The 18,353-nt window shown below is 32.3% G+C and carries 22 protein-coding genes; 3 read left to right on the plus strand and 19 right to left on the minus strand.

The window, feature by feature from the left end; genetic code table 11:
* Nucleotides 1–291 precede the first annotated feature (291 nt).
* The 12 genes from LQ598_RS07365 to dhaK all read right to left on the minus strand — a co-directional run bounded on the left by LQ598_RS07365 (nt 292) and on the right by dhaK (nt 12,690).
* Entirely contained in the window at nt 292–1,662 is a 1,371-nt protein-coding gene (locus LQ598_RS07365) for an EVE domain-containing protein (protein ID WP_239745397.1), read from the minus strand.
* Nucleotides 1,663–1,869: 207 nt separating this feature from the next.
* Nucleotides 1,870–2,868, minus strand: a complete 999-nt coding sequence (locus tag LQ598_RS07370; RefSeq protein WP_016912733.1) for a LysM peptidoglycan-binding domain-containing protein — start codon at nt 2,866–2,868, stop codon at nt 1,870–1,872.
* Between the two features lie 238 nt (nt 2,869–3,106).
* Nucleotides 3,107–3,337, minus strand: a complete 231-nt coding sequence (locus tag LQ598_RS07375; protein ID WP_016912732.1) for a hypothetical protein — start codon at nt 3,335–3,337, stop codon at nt 3,107–3,109.
* 15 nt (nt 3,338–3,352) lie between these two features.
* Nucleotides 3,353–4,294: a mannose-6-phosphate isomerase, class I gene (gene manA / locus LQ598_RS07380; protein ID WP_239745398.1), complete on the minus strand. Its 942-nt coding sequence runs from the start codon at nt 4,292–4,294 to the stop codon at nt 3,353–3,355.
* Nucleotides 4,295–4,473: 179 nt separating this feature from the next.
* A complete protein-coding gene (locus tag LQ598_RS07385) occupies nt 4,474–6,009 on the minus strand; it encodes an AbgT family transporter (protein WP_107536794.1) in 1,536 nt (511 codons plus the stop codon).
* Nucleotides 6,010–6,761: 752 nt separating this feature from the next.
* A complete protein-coding gene (locus LQ598_RS07390; RefSeq protein WP_107556973.1) occupies nt 6,762–7,454 on the minus strand; it encodes a LutC/YkgG family protein in 693 nt (230 codons plus the stop codon).
* A complete protein-coding gene (locus LQ598_RS07395; RefSeq protein ID WP_192977804.1) occupies nt 7,454–8,884 on the minus strand; it encodes a LutB/LldF family L-lactate oxidation iron-sulfur protein in 1,431 nt (476 codons plus the stop codon). The genes LQ598_RS07390 and LQ598_RS07395 overlap by 1 nt, the downstream gene beginning before the upstream one ends.
* Nucleotide 8,885: 1 nt before the next feature.
* On the minus strand, nt 8,886–9,620 hold the full coding sequence (locus LQ598_RS07400) for a (Fe-S)-binding protein (protein WP_016911144.1): 735 nt from the start codon (nt 9,618–9,620) through the stop codon (nt 8,886–8,888).
* 357 nt (nt 9,621–9,977) lie between these two features.
* Nucleotides 9,978–10,682: a FadR/GntR family transcriptional regulator gene (locus LQ598_RS07405; RefSeq protein ID WP_192977803.1), complete on the minus strand. Its 705-nt coding sequence runs from the start codon at nt 10,680–10,682 to the stop codon at nt 9,978–9,980.
* 85 nt (nt 10,683–10,767) lie between these two features.
* A complete protein-coding gene (gene dhaM, locus LQ598_RS07410; protein ID WP_016911142.1) occupies nt 10,768–11,133 on the minus strand; it encodes a dihydroxyacetone kinase phosphoryl donor subunit DhaM in 366 nt (121 codons plus the stop codon).
* A 3-nt stretch (nt 11,134–11,136) separates the two neighbouring features.
* A complete protein-coding gene (gene dhaL, locus LQ598_RS07415) occupies nt 11,137–11,712 on the minus strand; it encodes a dihydroxyacetone kinase subunit DhaL (RefSeq protein WP_016911141.1) in 576 nt (191 codons plus the stop codon).
* A gap of 12 nt (nt 11,713–11,724) precedes the next feature.
* A complete protein-coding gene (gene dhaK, locus LQ598_RS07420; RefSeq protein ID WP_016911140.1) occupies nt 11,725–12,690 on the minus strand; it encodes a dihydroxyacetone kinase subunit DhaK in 966 nt (321 codons plus the stop codon).
* A gap of 277 nt (nt 12,691–12,967) precedes the next feature.
* Here dhaK and LQ598_RS07425 point away from each other — a divergent pair, with 277 nt between their 5' ends.
* Both LQ598_RS07425 and LQ598_RS07430 read left to right on the plus strand, forming a co-directional pair.
* On the plus strand, nt 12,968–13,426 hold the full coding sequence (locus LQ598_RS07425; RefSeq protein ID WP_107559352.1) for a MarR family winged helix-turn-helix transcriptional regulator: 459 nt from the start codon (nt 12,968–12,970) through the stop codon (nt 13,424–13,426).
* A complete protein-coding gene (locus LQ598_RS07430) occupies nt 13,410–14,855 on the plus strand; it encodes a YhgE/Pip domain-containing protein (protein WP_192977802.1) in 1,446 nt (481 codons plus the stop codon). The genes LQ598_RS07425 and LQ598_RS07430 overlap by 17 nt, the downstream gene beginning before the upstream one ends.
* Before the next feature lie 114 nt (nt 14,856–14,969).
* Here the strand turns inward: LQ598_RS07430 and LQ598_RS07435 are convergent, their stop codons facing one another.
* Genes LQ598_RS07435 through LQ598_RS07445 form a run of 3 tightly spaced genes read right to left on the minus strand, consistent with a single transcriptional unit; the run spans nt 14,970 to nt 16,663 of the window.
* Nucleotides 14,970–15,974 (minus strand): zinc-binding alcohol dehydrogenase family protein, encoded by a 1,005-nt coding sequence (locus LQ598_RS07435; RefSeq protein ID WP_192977801.1) that lies wholly within the window; start codon nt 15,972–15,974, stop codon nt 14,970–14,972.
* Between the two features lie 23 nt (nt 15,975–15,997).
* Nucleotides 15,998–16,438 carry a GNAT family N-acetyltransferase gene (locus LQ598_RS07440; RefSeq protein ID WP_192977800.1) on the minus strand — a complete coding sequence of 147 codons (441 nt, stop codon included), beginning with the start codon at nt 16,436–16,438 and terminating at the stop codon, nt 15,998–16,000.
* Between the two features lie 21 nt (nt 16,439–16,459).
* Complete coding sequence (locus LQ598_RS07445; protein ID WP_016911135.1) at nt 16,460–16,663, minus strand: DUF1272 domain-containing protein; 204 nt, start codon at nt 16,661–16,663, stop codon at nt 16,460–16,462.
* 88 nt (nt 16,664–16,751) lie between these two features.
* Here LQ598_RS07445 and LQ598_RS07450 point away from each other — a divergent pair, with 88 nt between their 5' ends.
* Nucleotides 16,752–16,898, plus strand: coding sequence for a hypothetical protein (locus LQ598_RS07450; RefSeq protein WP_192977799.1), 147 nt, complete (start codon nt 16,752–16,754; stop codon nt 16,896–16,898).
* 22 nt (nt 16,899–16,920) lie between these two features.
* Here LQ598_RS07450 and LQ598_RS07455 read toward each other — a convergent pair whose 3' ends face one another.
* The 4 genes from LQ598_RS07455 to LQ598_RS07465 form a co-directional block, all read right to left on the minus strand.
* Entirely contained in the window at nt 16,921–17,382 is a 462-nt protein-coding gene (locus LQ598_RS07455) for a DinB family protein (RefSeq protein WP_169034952.1), read from the minus strand.
* Between the two features lie 15 nt (nt 17,383–17,397).
* On the minus strand, nt 17,398–17,529 hold the full coding sequence (locus tag LQ598_RS13800) for a VOC family protein (RefSeq protein WP_264298332.1): 132 nt from the start codon (nt 17,527–17,529) through the stop codon (nt 17,398–17,400).
* Nucleotides 17,530–17,591: 62 nt separating this feature from the next.
* The gene (locus LQ598_RS07460; protein WP_107536786.1) at nt 17,592–17,801 is read right to left on the minus strand and encodes a helix-turn-helix domain-containing protein; all 210 of its coding nucleotides are present in this window, start codon (nt 17,799–17,801) and stop codon (nt 17,592–17,594) included.
* A 10-nt stretch (nt 17,802–17,811) separates the two neighbouring features.
* Complete coding sequence (locus LQ598_RS07465; protein ID WP_328797674.1) at nt 17,812–18,282, minus strand: DUF2975 domain-containing protein; 471 nt, start codon at nt 18,280–18,282, stop codon at nt 17,812–17,814.
* Nucleotides 18,283–18,353: the final 71 nt, after the last annotated feature.

Consider the following 18,353-nt stretch of genomic DNA (forward strand, 5'->3'; position numbering starts at 1 on the left):
CGCACAGTCTACTCCTCTCTATAACTATAAAAAATAGCTATGAAAAAATCTATCGTCATAGATTTCTTCATAGCTAATCTTAGTATGTTTTTATAATAGGAATACACATAAGCATATTATCATCTTACAGAATATTCAGTATTTAATAAACCCTATTACACCAGAATGGTAAAATATCTTCTGGTTCAAAATAGTAAGATATAAAAACAAAGATCTCTTCACTAGGCTATAACCTAATGAAGAGACCTTTGTTTCGAGAATGGATATTTATGTACCAAACTGTTTTATTTATTATCCTACATGTAGCACTCTACAATGTTTTAAAAACTGATGAGAGTATTGTTGTTTAATATCTTCTAATGTGCCATAGCATAAACCGATCATTCTCCACTTTGGATTGTGACGGTAGAATGAGTCTTTTTCTAAACTCCATTTGACCATTTTTCCTTCGTGGTTATATCTCGGTACTGTCATTTCATGCCCATCAAGCACATTTAAGAATAACTGAAGTATTTCTGGATCGATTCTTTCAAACTGATCTATAACGAGCCACTCTCTTTCAGAGTTCGTAATATGACCTGTGATAAATCCCTCTCTATAATACAACGCACCACTTTCATTCGGTAAATATCTGCCATATAACATTTCTTCTGAAAAGTCTGGATGACCGACAGTATATATACCTTTAGCAAGTTCACGTTCAACATAATGTTTAGCTTTTTTCAATCCATCTTCTTTATTATCACAAAGCATCAAAATGATAGGCTTGTCTTTTTTATGTTCAGTTTCTTGCTCTCGTTGAACAGGCATCTCATATTGTTGATTTGAGCGTTGTTGATACGTACCGTTACTCATATCCAACATTGCGTCATATTGAGCTTTAGTTAAGTTAGCAATAGATTGCTTTGAATTTTCTTGTAAGAAGTATAATTTTTTTAAAGATTGATGTTTATTTAATTCTCCAACATTTATAGGGTTAATATCGTTATGATATTTAACTTTAATACAAGTAGAATCTGTTCTACCAGGCTGTGGTGGAAGTTTATGTATACTATCAGAAACTTCTCCAGTACCAATAATTGAGTGATTAGCATTTCTACTTAAAAATACAATTTGGTCACCTATTTCTAATTGCGTATAATAGGTATAACCATTTCTTTTAATGCCATTTACAGTATGAGTAAATATAGTATAAGTTTCATCTTCTTCAAATGGGATTTCTTCAGATAATAGAAAATATCTTGGGATTTTAATTGCACCTTGTCCTAATCCAATAATTAAATCAAACTCTTCTTTTGAAATACGATTAAACAATTGATCTGTAATCTGTTTGATTCTTAATTCTAATTGTTCGCTTCTTTTTAAATATTCAATAGATAGCATCGTTAAAGATTTCTCGAATTTAAAGTGGATACTCACCTTTTGATTACCACCAGTTTGAACATGAACAATTTCACCATAACCTAGCAATCCTACTTGATTTTGAACTTGATAGTATATTACTTTGTCTCCAGGTCTTGCTGTTTTAAATGCATGATATCCTTGAGTAGGATTAAAACTTGCACCTGACTCAAATACCGCTATTTGTCCTTCTAATGGTTCCGTATGATTCCACCTATTATATCCACAATTTAACCAAAAGTAGTTTCTTTCTTCAGACATATGTATACTCCTTAATATCAATAATTATCGATTATCATCATCATCAAATTTGTTTTGATGTCATTGTTTTATATTCTATGAAAAGTTCACTTTGCATTTACTTTTTTAACAACACATTAATATTTACATTGTATAAGACATTCACATTCATGTCTATGTTTACACGTATAAAAAAACTGAGACAACAATGTGTCTCAGTTTTGTGTTTTAATGTATAAAATTATAACTTGATACTTGTGAAGCCGCTATTGTTCTATAAGTTAATACACCTGGAGATGAAGCAAAGTTCATTTCTGAAACTTGAATGCTACCATTTGAATTTATACGTTCTACAAATGACACATGACCGTAATATCCAGCAGATGATTGCAAGATTGATCCTACAGCTGGCGTACGATTGACTCTATAGCCATCTTTAGCTGCTGCACTAGCCCAGTTATTTGCATTCCACCAGTAAGTACTGATTGGTTTACCGATAGCTTGACGACGGTTAAAGACATGCCAAGTACATTGTCCCCAGTCATATAAATTTTGATGGTAAAACTTAGGTGCTACATAACCGCTATTGTTATTAGAAGTTGAATTGCCGCCAGTGTTAGAAACAGTGCCGCTTACTTTTAGTTTTTGTCCTGGATAAATAATGAAATTTGATAATCCATTTAAAGACATAATTTTTTGGTAAGTTGTACCATATCTAGCTGCAATTGCTGATAATGAATCTCCCGATTTCACTGTATATGTAGAAGTGCTACCTGAATTATTTGACGTCCCGGTATTATTAGAACTACTACTAGAACTTGTTGTTCCATTAACTTTCAACCTTTGTCCCGGATAAATAATAGTATTGCTCAATCCATTCAATGACATAATCTTTTGGTATGATGTACCATATTTACCGGCAATTGCTGATAATGAATCTCCCGATTTCACTGTGTAATATGTCGTTGATGAAGTTGAAGTAGAACCCGTGTTAGAATTCGATGAACTTGTTGTTCCCGGTACTTGCAATACTTGATTAGGGAAAATGAGATTAGAGTTTAATTTATTTAAACTTCTTATTTTCGCAATTGTTGTATTATGTTTGTCAGCAATTAACCACAAAGAATCTCCACTTTTAACTTTATACGTTGCCGCTTCAGCGTGATGAGAAGATACTGCTACTGCTACAGAAGCGCCAACGAAAGCCGCTATTGTCTTTTTCTTCAAATTAATTTACCTCCATCTTCTTTCCAGTTATGTATTTATTCTTTCTAATTATACACTGTATTTAGAGTGGTTTATATTACAGTTTTATTTCATTTTCACTAATCCTATAACTCTATATTATTTTGAAATATTAATAATAAGATAATAATATAAGATACTACATTTATAAAAAATTTCTCAATTTAAATAAACCACAAAACAGCCGGCAAATTTATATTTTGTCGGCTGTTTTTTCTATTTATATAATTAATGATAATCCGGCTAAGCATGGCATCAGATTTACTAAAATGCCTCCTAGCTTAAGTCCTGCTGAAATTTCTTTATCTTTTACTGTAGAGATAGCTAATAGCAATCCTATTAGCGCAATTATAAATGGAATGACAGGAGTAGGATATTTTGGTAAGCCAAAGAATATTCCTAGCCCGGCTATAACTGCACACGCTAATGATAAATATAAAAATTTCTTCATTTTATTTGCTCCATTCTAAACATAGCTAATAATAACTTCTAATTGACCGTTAATATGGTTATCTAAATCATCTGCAGTCATGATTAAGTGATCACCTTTATCTACTTCAAATACATTTCCGTCAGTTATAATTTCTCCGTTACCTGCAATGACACTAACTAAACAATAATCTCTCGGTTTTCTAAAGTTAAATGTTCCATTGATTTGCCATTTAGCAACTGTAAAGAAATCACTCTCAACTAACAATATACCTTTTTGTTCTTCGTCATCAATTTTTTTAGGCGGTACGTTCGGACTTTGTGAACCAACAGTAATGACATCTTGACTCTTATCTAAATGCAGCTCTCTTTTGTTTCCGTCTTGATCGATGCGATCATAATCATAAATTCTATAAGTTGTATCAGAATTTTGCTGTGTTTCTAAAATCATAATGCCGCTTCCTATAGCATGTACTGTTCCACTTGGCACATAAAAGAAGTCTCCCTGTTCTACTTTAATACGTTTAAAAAGATGATCCCAATCTTCGTTTTTTATAAATTCTTCTAATTGCTGTTTTGTATTAGCATATGTACCATATATAATTTCTGCATCTTCTTTTGCGTCAATAACATACCAACATTCTGTTTTACCAAATTCACCATTTTCATGTTCGGATGCATACGTGTCATCAGGATGTACTTGAACTGATAATTTATCATTAGCATCTAAAATTTTAGTGAGTAATGGAAATTTTTCTTCTGAAGGGTTGCCAAAAAGCTCAGGGTGTTCTGACCAAACTTGGTCTAAAGTTTGCCCTTTATACGGGCCACTTGCTATTTCGTTAGGTCCATTTTCATGAGCAGATATTCCCCAACATTCACCAATCTGTCCATCTGGAAGGTTATATCCCATTTTTTCTAAACTTCGGCCGCCCCATATGCGCTCTTTAAAGACAGGCTTTAACATTAACGGAGACATTAAATCATCCTTTTCTATTTGTTGTTATATATATTATATATTGTATATTCTTATTTGAAATGTTATTGATCTACCATTGGTGATTGTACCATATAGACAGTTATTTATGGAATAGCTTTCATACAAATATACTTGAAATAGAACTATTATAACTAACAATTAATTCGTCTAGAATAAATTTATTTATTAAAGTAAATATCTCCACCTGGACCAAGAGGTATACCTAATAAAAACCATATAATCATAAATATTGGCCAAACGATTGCTAGAACGATTGAATAAGGCATTAAACTAGAAATTAATGTTCCTAATTTCATATTTTGATCGTATTTTTGAGCATAGGAAAGTAATAATGGTAAGTAAGGCATCATCGGTGTTATTGGGTTCGTTATAGAGTCCCCTATTCTATAGATCATTTGAGTAAATGCTGGATGATATCCAAGCAACATAAACATCGGTATAAAAATCGGTGCTAATATTGCCCATTTTGCTGATGCACTTCCAATGAGTAAATTGATTAAACTACTCAATATAATAAAGCCGATAATGAGCACTACACCATTTTGCCCTTGCAACATCTCTGCTCCTTTTACAGATATCACGATACCTAAGTTGCTCCATTCTAAATATGCGAGTAATTGAGCAGCAAAGAAGACAATCACAATAAAGCTACCCATTGTCGACATTGAATCTGATAACATTTTCCCTAAATCTTTAGTATTGCCAATTCTTCCAGAAACAATACCATACACAAAACCTGGCACAAAGAAGACAATTAAGATGATAATGCCTACTCCATCCATTAATGGTGCTTTCTCAATTAAGCTACCTGTTTTAGGGTTTCTTAACCATCCGTTTTCTGGTATAGATAATGCCAGTAATACACCTACAACGATCATAAAACTAATGTTCGCAAATTTTAAAGCTTTATTTTCTTTAGCGCTAATTTCATTTTTTGCTTCATCATTTTCAGTATCTTCATTTGGTTTATATTCTCCAAGACGTGGAATAACAATTTTCATACTGACATAATAAATTGCTGGGAGTAAAATAATCGTCGATGCAGCTATAAAGTACCAGTTCATCGCTACATTTAAATTAATATCTTTATCAATAATTTCTGCTGCTGGTTTAGTAAATGCATATACTAGTGCATCGCCCATTCCTAAAGTTATATTCGCTGCAAACGCACCAAGTGCTGAAGCATAAGCCATAGCAAGTCCTGCAATTGGATGATAGCCTAACTTTATAAATACTAAGGCCGTTAAAGGTGGAAGTACAACTGGCGCAGCATCGCCAGCAGCATTACCTATAATACCTACAAATATGATAATTGGCACAATAATTTTTCTAGGTGCTTTTTGTACAACTTGAATCATTAATTTATCGAAATAACCTGTTTTTTCTGCTACCCCAACACCTAACATTACAGCTAATACTAAACCTAATGCTGGAAATTCAGAAAAGTTTGTAATGGATTCACTTATAATTTTCCCAAATCCTTCTCTAGAAATAAGGTTTGTAACTTCAACTGTCTTTCCTGTACCTGGATTCTCGACTTTAATATTAAATAAAGAAACAAACCACGAAAGAAAAATTAACCCAGCACATAAAAAGAAGAATAAAATACTTGGATCAGGTAATCTATTACCTGCTTTTTCTATAAAATTGAGAAATCGATGAATGAATGAAATCTTCTGTTTTGTTTGGCTCATAAGTTTTCCTCCCAAAAATAAATTAGGGACAGTATATCATAAAATGCATTATTTTTTGAAGTTTCTGATAATTTTTGTAAGTAGCATACCATAAGCATTTGCGAGTCATGTCATATATGAAATTTAAGTGTAAATTTGGCATATTTTTTTATGAATTAACATTGATAATATGTAATGTTGAGCTTATACTAAATATACAGATGATAAGTTGTAATAAATGTACTTCATTATTGAATAGGCATCATACAATTTATTATTAACTGTAAGAAGTCTTTATATATGATTATGAAATGGAACGGATGGGGTTATATACCCTAAAGCGATAAGCCTCCTGAAGCTTATCGCTTTAATTTTTACATAAAAAATTTAAAGTGTCTGGGACATAAATACCATTCACAAAATAAAAGATCTCTTCATTAGGCTATAGCTTAGTGAAGAGATCTTTTTATCATTTTAAAATCTTACGATTTTGAAAGTGCATGCTTGCCTGGGGGTATGGTTCGAGCCTGTAGTCTCTCGCACATACTATTCCCCCGGGCGTCAGCACTTTACAAAATCGTGGAGAATAATATATTTTCCATATATTTTTTTGCTTGTTCTTTTAGGTACATGCTCTATGTTGCAAGACTTACTAAACAAGCAACATAGAAGGCCTGAATGTTGCAAGACTGACCAAACAAGCAACATAGAACGTCTGTATGTTGCAAGACTCCTCAAATCACAAGAAGACTCAAAAGATATCATACTCAACTTTATATATCTTCTACAACTATATATGTTGCTTTAACAGGTCCATGTACCCCTACTACTAACTCCATTTCAATATCTGCTGAATTAGATGGACCTGAAATCAAATTGATACATGATGGAAATCGTTCTTTATCTTTCATCATTTTATTCATTTCTTGTGCTGCTTGTGTATATCTCGGCACAATTGTTGATTGAGGAACGATTGCTATATAGTGTGTTGGTAATAAACTGACGCTTCTGCCTTTGCCTTTTCCTGCATATAATACGACAGTGCCACTTTCAGCTAATGTTGTGTCACTGAATGTAATACCAATATTGGCTTTTTCAGCTACTACTCTATTCTCTTCACCATTTTCTTCGTTCCAAATATAAGTTTGATATTGTTCCAAATTTATACCATTTTCTTCAAAGCGCTTATCATTCCATGCAATGATTTCACCTTGATTATATGCTTTAATTACATCACGCAAAGTATTATCTAATGAAGCTTTAGTCGCCTTAACAAATCCTGTATGAATTTTTTTACATTGTTCTTCTAACAAGTCTACGAGTTGTGATGGACTAAGCCCCGTTAATGTTTTTTCTTGTGGTTGATATTTCCACTTAGGCTTGTTCACTTTTATTGGTTTCGGACGACCTAATTGCTCTGAAATATTGTTTAAGAACTTTGTTCTATTTTGTATTGTACCAGCCATTATTGATCCTCCCTTTCTTTAAGGTGTTGTTGCATCCAATCTTTAAACCTCGTTTCTTCAGGTAAAGGAAAATCTCTTGATTGTGTCCATGCGTGAAGTGGTGCAGGTCCTTTATGAATTGAATCATCATCACTGAAAGGTTTCATCATTGGTCTAGCTAACTTCATACTATATTTAAATAACGTAGGTTTAGAAGCACCAAAACCAAATCCTTTCATTAACATGCGCTCTGTTTTAGGCGTTGATTTTTGTTGTTCCGCTTCTACTTGTCTATGTTTTAACAATAAATCATGCAAAGGAATTTTAACAGGACACGCTTCTGTACAAGCTGCACATAATGAAGATGCATATGGTAATTGTCCGTAATCTTCATATCCTCCTAATAAAGGTGAAAGTACTGCACCAACAGGACCTGGATATATAGAACCATAACTATGTCCTCCTGAATGTCTATAAACAGGACAAACGTTAACGCAAGCGGCACAACGTATACATTGCAAAATGGACTGAAATTGTGTACCTAATATTTTAGAACGTCCATTATCAATAATAACGAGGTGAAATTCTTCTGGTCCGTCTATTTCACCAATGCCTCTTGGACCAGTTAAAGTCGTCACATAACTTGTTAATTTTTGACCTACTGCACTTCTCGTTAACATACCAACAAGGACTTCGAGTTCTTCATGTGTCGGAACAATTCTTTCCATTCCCATCACCGTAATTTGTGTCTTAGGTAAAGTAGATACCATTCTGGCATTACCTTCATTTGTAACTAAAGTAAAACTACCACTCTCTGCTACAGCAAAGTTACATCCTGTCACACCAACATCTGCTGATAAAAAGTCTTGGCGCAATTTATTTCTTACGAATGAGGTCATTTCATCAGGAATTTCTGTTCCTTCATAGCCTAACTTTTCATGTAAAGTATCTTTAATTTGGTTTCTATTTTTATGTAAAGCAGGTGCAACTATATGAGAAGGTGGATTGTGATCATCAATTTGTAGAATGTACTCACCTAAGTCGGTTTCAACAACTTCACAACCAGCTTTTTCCATTGCTTCATTCAAATTAATTTCTTCTGTTACCATAGATTTTGATTTTGCGACTTTTTTAGCTTTTTTCTTTTTCAAAACGTTTGTCACATAGTCATTAGCTTCTTCAGGTGTGCTAGCAAAATAAACGTGTCCGCCTAATTCTGCTACATTGTGAGCTAACAAATCTAAATAATAATCTAAATTTGAAAGTGTATGCTGTCTAATTTCTTCAGCATGATTTCTCCATTCTTCCCAATTACCAAGATCTTCTTGAGCTTGTAATTTTCTATCTCTTAGCCTATCTTGTGCCGAGCTTACAGCACCTCTCATAAACGTATCTTTACTCTCTACTTTAAAAGCTTCTTTGAACGTCTTATCACCTATACGCATTGCCATGTTATTGCACCGCCTTAGCTAGTTGATTATTTAATACTTCAGCAATATGCAATACTTTAACATTTGCTCCACGTCTTTTTAAACGTCCTTCAATATTCATTAAACAACTCGCATCTGCACCAATTAAATAATCAGCACCCGTTGCTAAAATTGAATCCACTTTTTCATCAACCATTTCAGTCGAAACATCACCCATTTTCACAGCGAACGTTCCACCGAATCCACAACAATTATAATAATGAGGCAATTCTACTAGCTCAAGTCCCTCAACTTGTTCTAATAATGCTGTTGGTTGATTCACTACACCTAGTAATCTCGTCATGTGACAAGAAGGATGAACGGTAGCCTTACCATCTAAATGTGCACCAACATCTGTAATATTCAACACATCTACTATAAATTGTGTAAGTTCATAAGATTTGTCGCTCAGTGCTTGAGCTCTTTCATACCATTCTTTATCATCTTCAAACACACTTGGATAATGTTTAAACATTGTAACGCAACTACCAGAAGGTCCAACTACATACTCAGAATCTTCAAAAGCATTAATCATAATCTTAGCTGCTTTCTTAGCTTCTTCAACATAGCCAGAATTGAATGCAGGTTGCCCACAGCAAACTTGACTAGCCGGATAGTCCACTTCACATCCTAGTCTCTCAAGCAATTCAACAGTTGCGATACCTACTCGTGTGTTTAATGCCTCTACTAAACAAGTAGAAAATAAACTCACTTTCATAATATAACCACCCTTATCAGTTTTTAAATTAGTTAATTCAATGCCCATATCATTAACTTAAAGTGATACTAATACTGCCCATATATAATTAGTACCTGCATTATATTGGTCTAACATGATCAACTATAATGTAATAGAAATATTATACCACAACTCATATAGTCATCGTATGACATTATATGTATTTATTATAAAATCTAGGTAAATCACACGAAGACTTGATCTGCTCAATTCAAAATAAAAAAGCATATCACGCTACTGATATTTCTCAGTAAGTAGTGTGATATGCTTTCTTTATACAGTGTTACGATTTTGTGCATGCTTGCCTAGATGTGAATGTCCCAAGCTTTTTATTATTTAACTGTCAGTTTTTTTAATATTACTTAACACGACTTTTTCTACTTCTTCTAAATGAAAAGCCATTTTACTTTGAGCTAGTTTAGCGTTTTGAATTTTGATTGCTTCAAAAATTTCTTTATGCTCGTTATACAATTTTTCGATTGATTTACTTTTAGTATATAAGTAAATTCTTCTTGTTTCTTTCATTGTATGTCTCATGATGTCAGATACGTTTAATAGCAATTGTTTTAAAATATCATTTTTAGCTGCATCCGCTATCGCTAAATGAAATTTTAAGTCTGATGCTTCTCCTAAATCATTTTCCTTTATTGCTAATTTCATATCTTTCAATGCAGACTCTATCGCTAATAAGTCTTCATCGTTTCTATTCTTCGCTGCTAATCTTGCAACGCCTACTTCTACAATACTCCGAACTTCTAATAAATTTTCGATGTCTTTAACATCTCCGTTTATTGCTTCAAAGTTAAATCGTGGTTCTTCTCTTTCCGTTATAAATGTTCCTTGGCCATGTTTAATATCTATATATCCCATAGCTCTTAAAGCATTTAACGCTTCTCTTATAGTTGCTTGTCCTACCCCAAAGCTTTCAGACAAAGCTTTAATAGATGGTAAACGATCTCCAGTATTTAAACGTCCTTCATTAATATCCAATATCATGACATCTGCAACTTTTTCGTATAATTTCTTGTTCGATATCTTCATTTATATTTCTCCACCTTGTTAAAATCATTAGTAGAGCAATTATATCATTTAATATTTATTAAATCGTAAAAAAATTTATATACTTTTACGAAAATTCTCTTTTAATACTTTCAATTGCTTCTTCTAATGTTGCACCTGTAGATAAAGATACGCTTGCTAAAAATGCACCTTCTACGATTGGACCGTCTACTTTATATAATTTATATTCTCCTTCATATAAATCCAGTGCCATTTCAAGGTTCATTTCAGATGAACCTATATCATAAAATAATAATGCATCTTCTGTTAATTCATTTATAACTTCATTAACGGTATCAATACTCGTACCGATTTCACCTTCATTTGTACCACCTTTTGCAATAACTGTTACATTAGGAGACATTTGTTCTAATAAATCTTTAACACCTTGGGCTATTTCTTTACTATGACTAATAATTCCGATAGTCGCCATAATTTACACATCCTCACTTAGAACTTTTAATACATACACCATACTTTGAGCACCTGGATCCATATGACCAATTGAATCTTTTTTAAAATAAGAAGCTCTTCCTTTAGTTGCTTCTAATGCTTTAGTATCTTCAGCAAATTGTTGCAAATCTTCTTCAGTTAATTGATGTCCATTTTCTAAATGTTCAGTTGCTTTTAACAACACATCATACATTGTCTTTTCTCCACCTGATACTTTACCCCTTGTAGCAACAGCATCTTTGAATGTATTAACATATTCTTTTAAATTTTCTTGGGTGATTTCATCATGGTCAAGACCTGCCATTTTAACAAAGCTAAATCCGTAAAGTGGACCTGATGCACCTCCAATTGAACTCATGAGTGTCATTCCCGTAGATTTTAATACATCACTAATTGTTTCACCCGACGCTTTCTCATCAACTGCTTTAAAGCCTCTTAACATATTTACACCATGGTCACCATCGCCAATCGCTCTATCTAGATTGGTTAAATTTTGTTCTTCAGTTTCAAATGTATTTTTTAAATCTTTAAGTCTATTTAAAAGCGTTTCTGCATTCATCAAAAATGCCTCCTATTTAAAATATTTACTTTCTGTCGGTGCATTAAAAGCCTCTTCTAACGCTTGTTGATATGGCACAAGTGTTATAGAGAATCCTTGCATATCAAGTGCTGTCATATAATTTCCAACAAAGTATTTTTTAATGTCTAAGTCTTTGTTTAATGCATATTCATTGAAATAATGAGCTATAATCGCAAGTTCTGAGTCCGGCGTTGCGCCCATACCATTAATCATAACAATTAATGACTTATCAGAAATTTCCTTTTCAAGCTCATGCATTAATCTATTTATGATTTCATCAATAGATTCCATATTCTCTTGATATATACCTCTTTCGCCGTGAATACCTATACCTATTTCCATTTTACTGTCATCTAAGTCAAATCCATATTGACCAGTTGTAGGTACTAAACAAGGATATATTGCCATGCCAATTGTTCTTATACTTTCAATAAACGCATCAACTTTTTCCTTAATTTCAGTTAAATTATATCCATTATCTGATAAATAGCCAGCGTATTTGTGGACTAATACCGTTCCAGCTACACCTCTTCTATCTTGTTCATTCTCTATAGAAATATCATCACGAACAATTACCGACTGACAAGAAATACCTTCCATTTCAGCCATTTCTTGAGCCATTTCAAAATTCATAACATCACCAGCATAATTTTTAATAATAAGTAATACGCCTTCATCTGTCGCAACATGTTTAATAGCCTCAAGAATTTTATCAGGTGTTGGTGACGTAAATACTTCACCACATACAGCAGCATCTAACATACCTTCCGCAACAAAACCTGCATGTGCCGGTTCGTGACCTGATCCACCACCAGAAACTAAAGCCACACCACTTTTTTTAAGTTTTTTTCGAACAACAACATTATCACTTATAATTTCAACTGAGTTATCCATTACTTCAATGCCTTTTAGCATATCGGCAACAAAATGTGTTTTTTCTTTCATTAATTTCTTCATAAAATAGCCTCCCGTTGAATTGTTAATCCTACATTTCTATTATAAAGCGTTTAACTTAGTAAGCGTTAACAATATGAATAAAAGTATGATTGAATCCCTAGAATATCTTTGTCCTTTAGCTTGTACCTTTCACATAATTTATATAAGTTCCTCTAAAAATCAGAGATACAATTTCATACTAAATCTTTGTTAATTTTAAATTTTGATCATAATCTCTTGCAATTATAGTACATAGGGTGTACTATAATCTTTGTGTTAAGTACAGGAGGTGTACTAATTGGATGAAGATTTAAAAAGAGCATTTAATTTATTTCATGAATCTATCATTAATATCCATAGTGAAGTAGCAAAAATTTTAAATAATTCTGGATTAGATGAAGTTATTTCTAAAGAACAATATCAAACTTTAAAAATTATTAAAGATTTCCCTAAGTGTACGTATAGTTTTATTGCATCTAAACAAGGTGTTTTTAAAACAGCAATATCAAATAGAATAAACAAATTGAAAAACCTCGATCTTATTTCAATTCAACAAGGTGAAGATAAAAGAGAAAAATCTGTTCTGTTAACTGAAAAAGGATTGAAACTTGTTAACCGTACTGAAGATGTCATTTACGAAACATTCAATCGTAAACTGTCTGCTCACTTCTCTGATCAAGAAATCATCACATTTGTTAAACAATTAGAAAAAGCTAATAATCTTATAACAGGAAAGGACAATGTTAAACATGTTTGATGATATAAAAAATCTGTGGACACACAAATTTTTACTCGTTTCCTTAATCGCAATTATGTTAATCCCCTTAATTTATAGTTCAGTTTTTGTAGGTTCTTTATGGGATCCGTATGGTAAGACTGGCGATTTGAAAATATCTGTCGTTAACAATGATAGTGGCGGAGAAGTTAACGGAGAAAAAGCGAATATCGGTAACGATGTAGAAAACAAATTAAAAGATAACGATAAGTTTAAATGGGAATTTGTTAAACAAGAAACAGCAGACAAACATTTAGAAAAAGGTGAATCATTCGCTGTTATTTCAATTCCTTCTAACACGTCGAAACATGCTGGCTCTATGTTGGATAAGAACCCTGAAAAAATCGATTTAAATGTTAAGACAAACCCAGGTTATTCTTACACAGGTTCACAAATAGCATCTAAAGCTGTTACAGCTGTTGAAGATGATTTAAGCGCTTCTGTTAGAGAAAAATATATATCTGAATCATTTAAAGGTATGAACAAACTTACAGATGGTTATAAAGATACTTCTAAAGCGCTCGGACAAATGTCAGATGCTGAATCACAACTAATTGATGGCAACAAACAAGTTGAGTCAGGCTTAGAACAATTAGCCCCAATGGCAGGCGCTGAAGGTCACCAACTATTACAAGGTAGCATGCAAGTATCACAAGGTTTAAACGATTTACAACAAAACAACGATAAATTAAAACAAAATATCGATAAAGCAATCAAGCAATCAGAGGGTAAATACTTTAACGAGGAAAATGTTAAAGCTATTAACAGCCCAGTAGTATCAAATGAAGATGACTTAACTGAAGTAGACAACTACGGACAAAGTTTCGCACCATATATTCTCTCATTAAGTTTATATGTTGGAGCTGTCGCATTCTCAGCAGTCTACCCTATTGATAAACGAATTGGAGATTCAACAGGATTTAGATGGTGGTTAAGTAAATTTGCTATATTTATGATGCAAGCTTTAGGATCAGCTTTAGTTTTAGCAGCCCTATGTTTATATGGTTTTGAAATTGAAATAGCTGATCCAGTATACTTCACGTTAACATTATTATTATGGAGTATTGCAGCATATATGATTGTAACGTTCTTAACAGTCGTATTAGGTAATATCGGTAAGTTCTTGGCAATCATTTTACTCATCCTTCAATTAGGATCAAGTGAAGGAACATTCCCAATACAATTATCAGGTAAGATATTCCAAAACTTACATCCATTCTCACCAATGAGTTATGTCATTAAAGCTCTAAGAGAAAACATATTTAACTTTACAAGTGATGTAACTTACGGACAATCAATGCTCATAATTGGCCTTATTGCAATAGTGTTCGCAGCACTTACGTTGCTCGTATATGTCGTGCGTTCTAAATATCCACACTTAAGACGTAAAGCAAACGAAAATGACTATTAATATGAAATTAAAAAAGCACAACCTCAGCAGAGGTTGTGCTTTTAATTTTACGATTAGTTGTACATCTTCAAGTCTTCGTGTGATTAAGTAGCTCATGAGAATCGCACAATACTTCTAATATTCTATTACAATCTTACCTATAGTTTTACCTTCTTCTATAAGTCTATGTGCTTCTGTCACACTTTCAACACTTAGTCCTTTTAGTTTTGTATGCAAGGTTGTTTTGATTGTACCTCTATCAAGTAAATATGTTAATTTTCTTAAATATTCATGATGTGCTTGCATATCGTCAGTTTCATATTTTGGTCTCGTAAACATAAATTCAAATGAGAATGTCACACTCTTATCTTTTAATAAATTCAAATTCACTTTATCCATAAAATTAACGAGCGCAACAATTCTACCTCTTGGTTTAATCATTTCTGCCATTACGTTAAAGTATGCATCACTACTATGTGTATTAAAAATATAATCTACTTCATTTATTTTATGTGCTTTTAATTCATCTAGTAAATGATGTTTATGATTTAATACGATATCAGCGCCCATTTCTTCAGACCATCTTCTCGTTTCTTTTCTAGATGCTGTTGTAATGACTGTTAGGCCTAAATTTTTAGCGATTTGAGTAGCAATAGAACCAACCCCACCAGCACCATTGATAATGAGTAACTTTTTATCTTTATTATCTTCTGGATTAGTGGATATGCTTAACCCTTCAATAAGCGCCTCGAAAGCAGTGAGCGCAGTTAACGGTAAAGCTGCTGTTTCAGCATAAGATAAATGTTCTGGTTTAATGCCGACAAGTCTTTCATCCACTAATTGATATTCTGCATTAGATCCTTGATGCATATTTGAACCTGAATAATATACTTCATCTCCTACATGAAATAATTCAACTTCATCTCCTACAGCTTCAACCACACCAACTGCATCATATCCTAATACTTTAAATTCACCTTCATTAGTAGTTCTCAATTTTGTATCGACTGGATTAATACTAGCTGCTTTCACATTTACTAATATTTCTCTTCTACTAGGTTCAGGAATAGGTAAATCAAGCTCTTCAAATTCATTTGTCTCTTTCAAATCAAAACTTTTTTTAAATCCTATTGCTTTCATTTAAAGTCACCTCTACCTCAATTTTATAATTGCTTACTATAATAATTATGTTCATCATCAATTTGCATGCCTAGTTTAGTATATAAACGATTACCGCCTATATTAGATTTTTCAGTTTCTAAATATATTGTCTCATAACCATTTTCTTTCCCATACTTAAATGCTTGATGCATGAGTTTTTCGCCTATACGTTGACCTCTAGCCTTAGTCGTTAAATATAAATCATTTATAATAAGCAACTCCGACATTTTCATTGAAGACAACATCGTATATAGTTGTATAAATCCTATTACATCATCATTGTCTTCAGCAATAAAAATAACAGCATTGTCACAGGATAAATTCTCATTCAAAAAGCTTTCGGCTGCATCTATATCAGATTGTTCTCCAAAATAAACTCGATATTCGTTAAAAATGGGGATGATTTTATTCACTTCATTAACTTGTAATCTTGAAATATTCAATGCATCACCTCATTTACGCCATTATCTATCTCTTATTACTGTGTTTTCATCCGCTTTCACTTTCGGTCGAACGACAAGCTCACCATTACAATTTGGACATACATAAAATAAATTTTCAGCACATTCTCTACAAAACGTATGCTCCTTCACACAAATAAAAGCATTACTCTTACTATGAAATTCATAGTCGCATTTTTCACAATTCGTTTTCATCTCTAAAGCCATTTCAATCACTCCAATAAAAATATGTTAATATATATATAATTATCATATCATTTTTAAGCACGTAAATAGAATTTAAAGGTGTGATTATATGGAAAAAGAATTTGTAGGTAAATGTAAAGCATGTCATTCAAATATTTATTGTAGTAGTGGCTTTATTGAAGGCGTCGTCCAACAAGACAAAACACTATTATGTTTTAAATGTTCAAATAAAAAAGACGAGGGAAAAGAAACATAATCGTTACTTTTCCCTCGTTTTTCTATACGCCTTGATCTAAGTTCATTAACATATTTTTCATTAAATTAATTTGTCCAATATGATAATTTGTATGTGTAATCGCAAATGATATCGTTTCATCAAAAGTCGCCATACCTGCTACAGGTTGTTTTCTTGTTTGACCCATTTTATCATCTAACGCATTTAAGATTCTTTCAAGCTGTTGCATCAAAATATCTTTTAATTCTTGGAATGTAGGTTCTACACCTGTAAAATCTTGAGGTGACGTACCTGGAGAGAATGATTCACCTAATTTTTCACCAAGCACATTCCCTTCTTCCTCACTACCAAATACAAAAGCCTCATTCGCCATAATCACATGACCAAGCTGCCACTTAATATTATTTTTAGCTAACTCTAATTGAAAATCCGCTTGTTTCTCATCGACATCTTTAATAATGTTCGATAACATATTGTAAGAAACTTGGAACTGTTTTTCTATCATTTCAATTTCCTCCTGTTAATCCGTTATAGCAAAGTAATTGCCTTCTATGTCATGAAAGTTGGAAACACTACCTTCAAGCATATCAATAATATCATGCCCAGTTAGCCCTTGTGCAATTAACGGCTCATACAACGCATCTAAATTCATTTAAGACCTTTAGAGTAGGCAGTAAGTATTAAATGAATTACAAATCATAACAATGCATAGCCTCACTCAGCATCTTTCTCATAAAACATAATGTCTCCAGGCTGACAATCCAAATACTCACAAATCGCTTCAAGCGTACTAAATCTTACAGCTTTAGCCTTACCAGTTTTAAAAATAGATAAATTAGCAATCGTAATATCTACAGATTGGGCAAGTTCAGTTAAAGATACATTTTTCTCTTTCAAAATTTCATCTAATTTAATTTTTATCATTTTCTCACCCTTAAATAGTTAAATCATGTTCTTCTTTGATAGCTTCAGATTCATTATAAATAGATAAGAAGTTTAACATCATTCCACCTATATTTAATAATACAACACCTGTAAAAAATGAACTACTTAATATTTCTTTATTTACAGCGTCAACAGGAATCCAAGTTTCTATAACATTTAAAGTAGCATAAATAATAATTAAAATAGTCGATTTGAAAATAATATCGAAATTTTGAGAATTAAAATAATTATTTCTTCTAATATTATTTGAAAACTTAATAAACAATAAAAACACAATCAAATACAACAAAACTTGAATAGAATAACATAATAAATAATAGAATAAACCTTGTTTCAGATCAAATATCTCACCTAAAGGAACAGATTTTTGTAATGTAATTAAACTTATAATGTAACAACTCATACCTGCAATAATAGATAAAACTGTAGTCCACGAAAAATTTTTAACAAATAATCTCATCACTATTTACTCTCCTTTTATCGTTTTTCAATAAAATTTTAACATCATTTTTATCGATTATCAATAAAAAT

This window comes from Mammaliicoccus sp. F-M27 (assembly GCF_022387115.1).
Classification (GTDB): Bacteria; Bacillota; Bacilli; order Staphylococcales; family Staphylococcaceae; genus Mammaliicoccus; species Mammaliicoccus vitulinus.

Coding starts and splice junctions, on each gene's coding strand:
- LQ598_RS07365 (WP_239745397.1), bottom strand. CDS start 1,662: ATGTCTGAAGAAAGAAACTACTTTTGGTTAAATTGTGGATATAATAGG.
- LQ598_RS07375 (WP_016912732.1), bottom strand. CDS start 3,337: ATGAAGAAATTTTTATATTTATCATTAGCGTGTGCAGTTATAGCCGGG.
- manA (WP_239745398.1), bottom strand. CDS start 4,294: ATGTCTCCGTTAATGTTAAAGCCTGTCTTTAAAGAGCGCATATGGGGC.
- LQ598_RS07385 (WP_107536794.1), bottom strand. CDS start 6,009: ATGAGCCAAACAAAACAGAAGATTTCATTCATTCATCGATTTCTCAAT.
- LQ598_RS07390 (WP_107556973.1), bottom strand. CDS start 7,454: ATGGCTGGTACAATACAAAATAGAACAAAGTTCTTAAACAATATTTCA.
- LQ598_RS07395 (WP_192977804.1), bottom strand. CDS start 8,884: ATGGCAATGCGTATAGGTGATAAGACGTTCAAAGAAGCTTTTAAAGTA.
- LQ598_RS07400 (WP_016911144.1), bottom strand. CDS start 9,620: ATGAAAGTGAGTTTATTTTCTACTTGTTTAGTAGAGGCATTAAACACA.
- LQ598_RS07405 (WP_192977803.1), bottom strand. CDS start 10,682: ATGAAGATATCGAACAAGAAATTATACGAAAAAGTTGCAGATGTCATG.
- dhaM (WP_016911142.1), bottom strand. CDS start 11,133: ATGGCGACTATCGGAATTATTAGTCATAGTAAAGAAATAGCCCAAGGT.
- dhaL (WP_016911141.1), bottom strand. CDS start 11,712: ATGAATGCAGAAACGCTTTTAAATAGACTTAAAGATTTAAAAAATACA.
- dhaK (WP_016911140.1), bottom strand. CDS start 12,690: ATGAAGAAATTAATGAAAGAAAAAACACATTTTGTTGCCGATATGCTA.
- LQ598_RS07430 (WP_192977802.1), top strand. CDS start 13,410: ATGTTAAACATGTTTGATGATATAAAAAATCTGTGGACACACAAATTT.
- LQ598_RS07435 (WP_192977801.1), bottom strand. CDS start 15,974: ATGAAAGCAATAGGATTTAAAAAAAGTTTTGATTTGAAAGAGACAAAT.
- LQ598_RS07445 (WP_016911135.1), bottom strand. CDS start 16,663: ATGGCTTTAGAGATGAAAACGAATTGTGAAAAATGCGACTATGAATTT.
- LQ598_RS07450 (WP_192977799.1), top strand. CDS start 16,752: ATGGAAAAAGAATTTGTAGGTAAATGTAAAGCATGTCATTCAAATATT.
- LQ598_RS07455 (WP_169034952.1), bottom strand. CDS start 17,382: ATGATAGAAAAACAGTTCCAAGTTTCTTACAATATGTTATCGAACATT.
- LQ598_RS13800 (WP_264298332.1), bottom strand. CDS start 17,529: ATGAATTTAGATGCGTTGTATGAGCCGTTAATTGCACAAGGGCTAACT.
- LQ598_RS07460 (WP_107536786.1), bottom strand. CDS start 17,801: ATGATAAAAATTAAATTAGATGAAATTTTGAAAGAGAAAAATGTATCT.
- LQ598_RS07465 (WP_328797674.1), bottom strand. CDS start 18,282: ATGAGATTATTTGTTAAAAATTTTTCGTGGACTACAGTTTTATCTATT.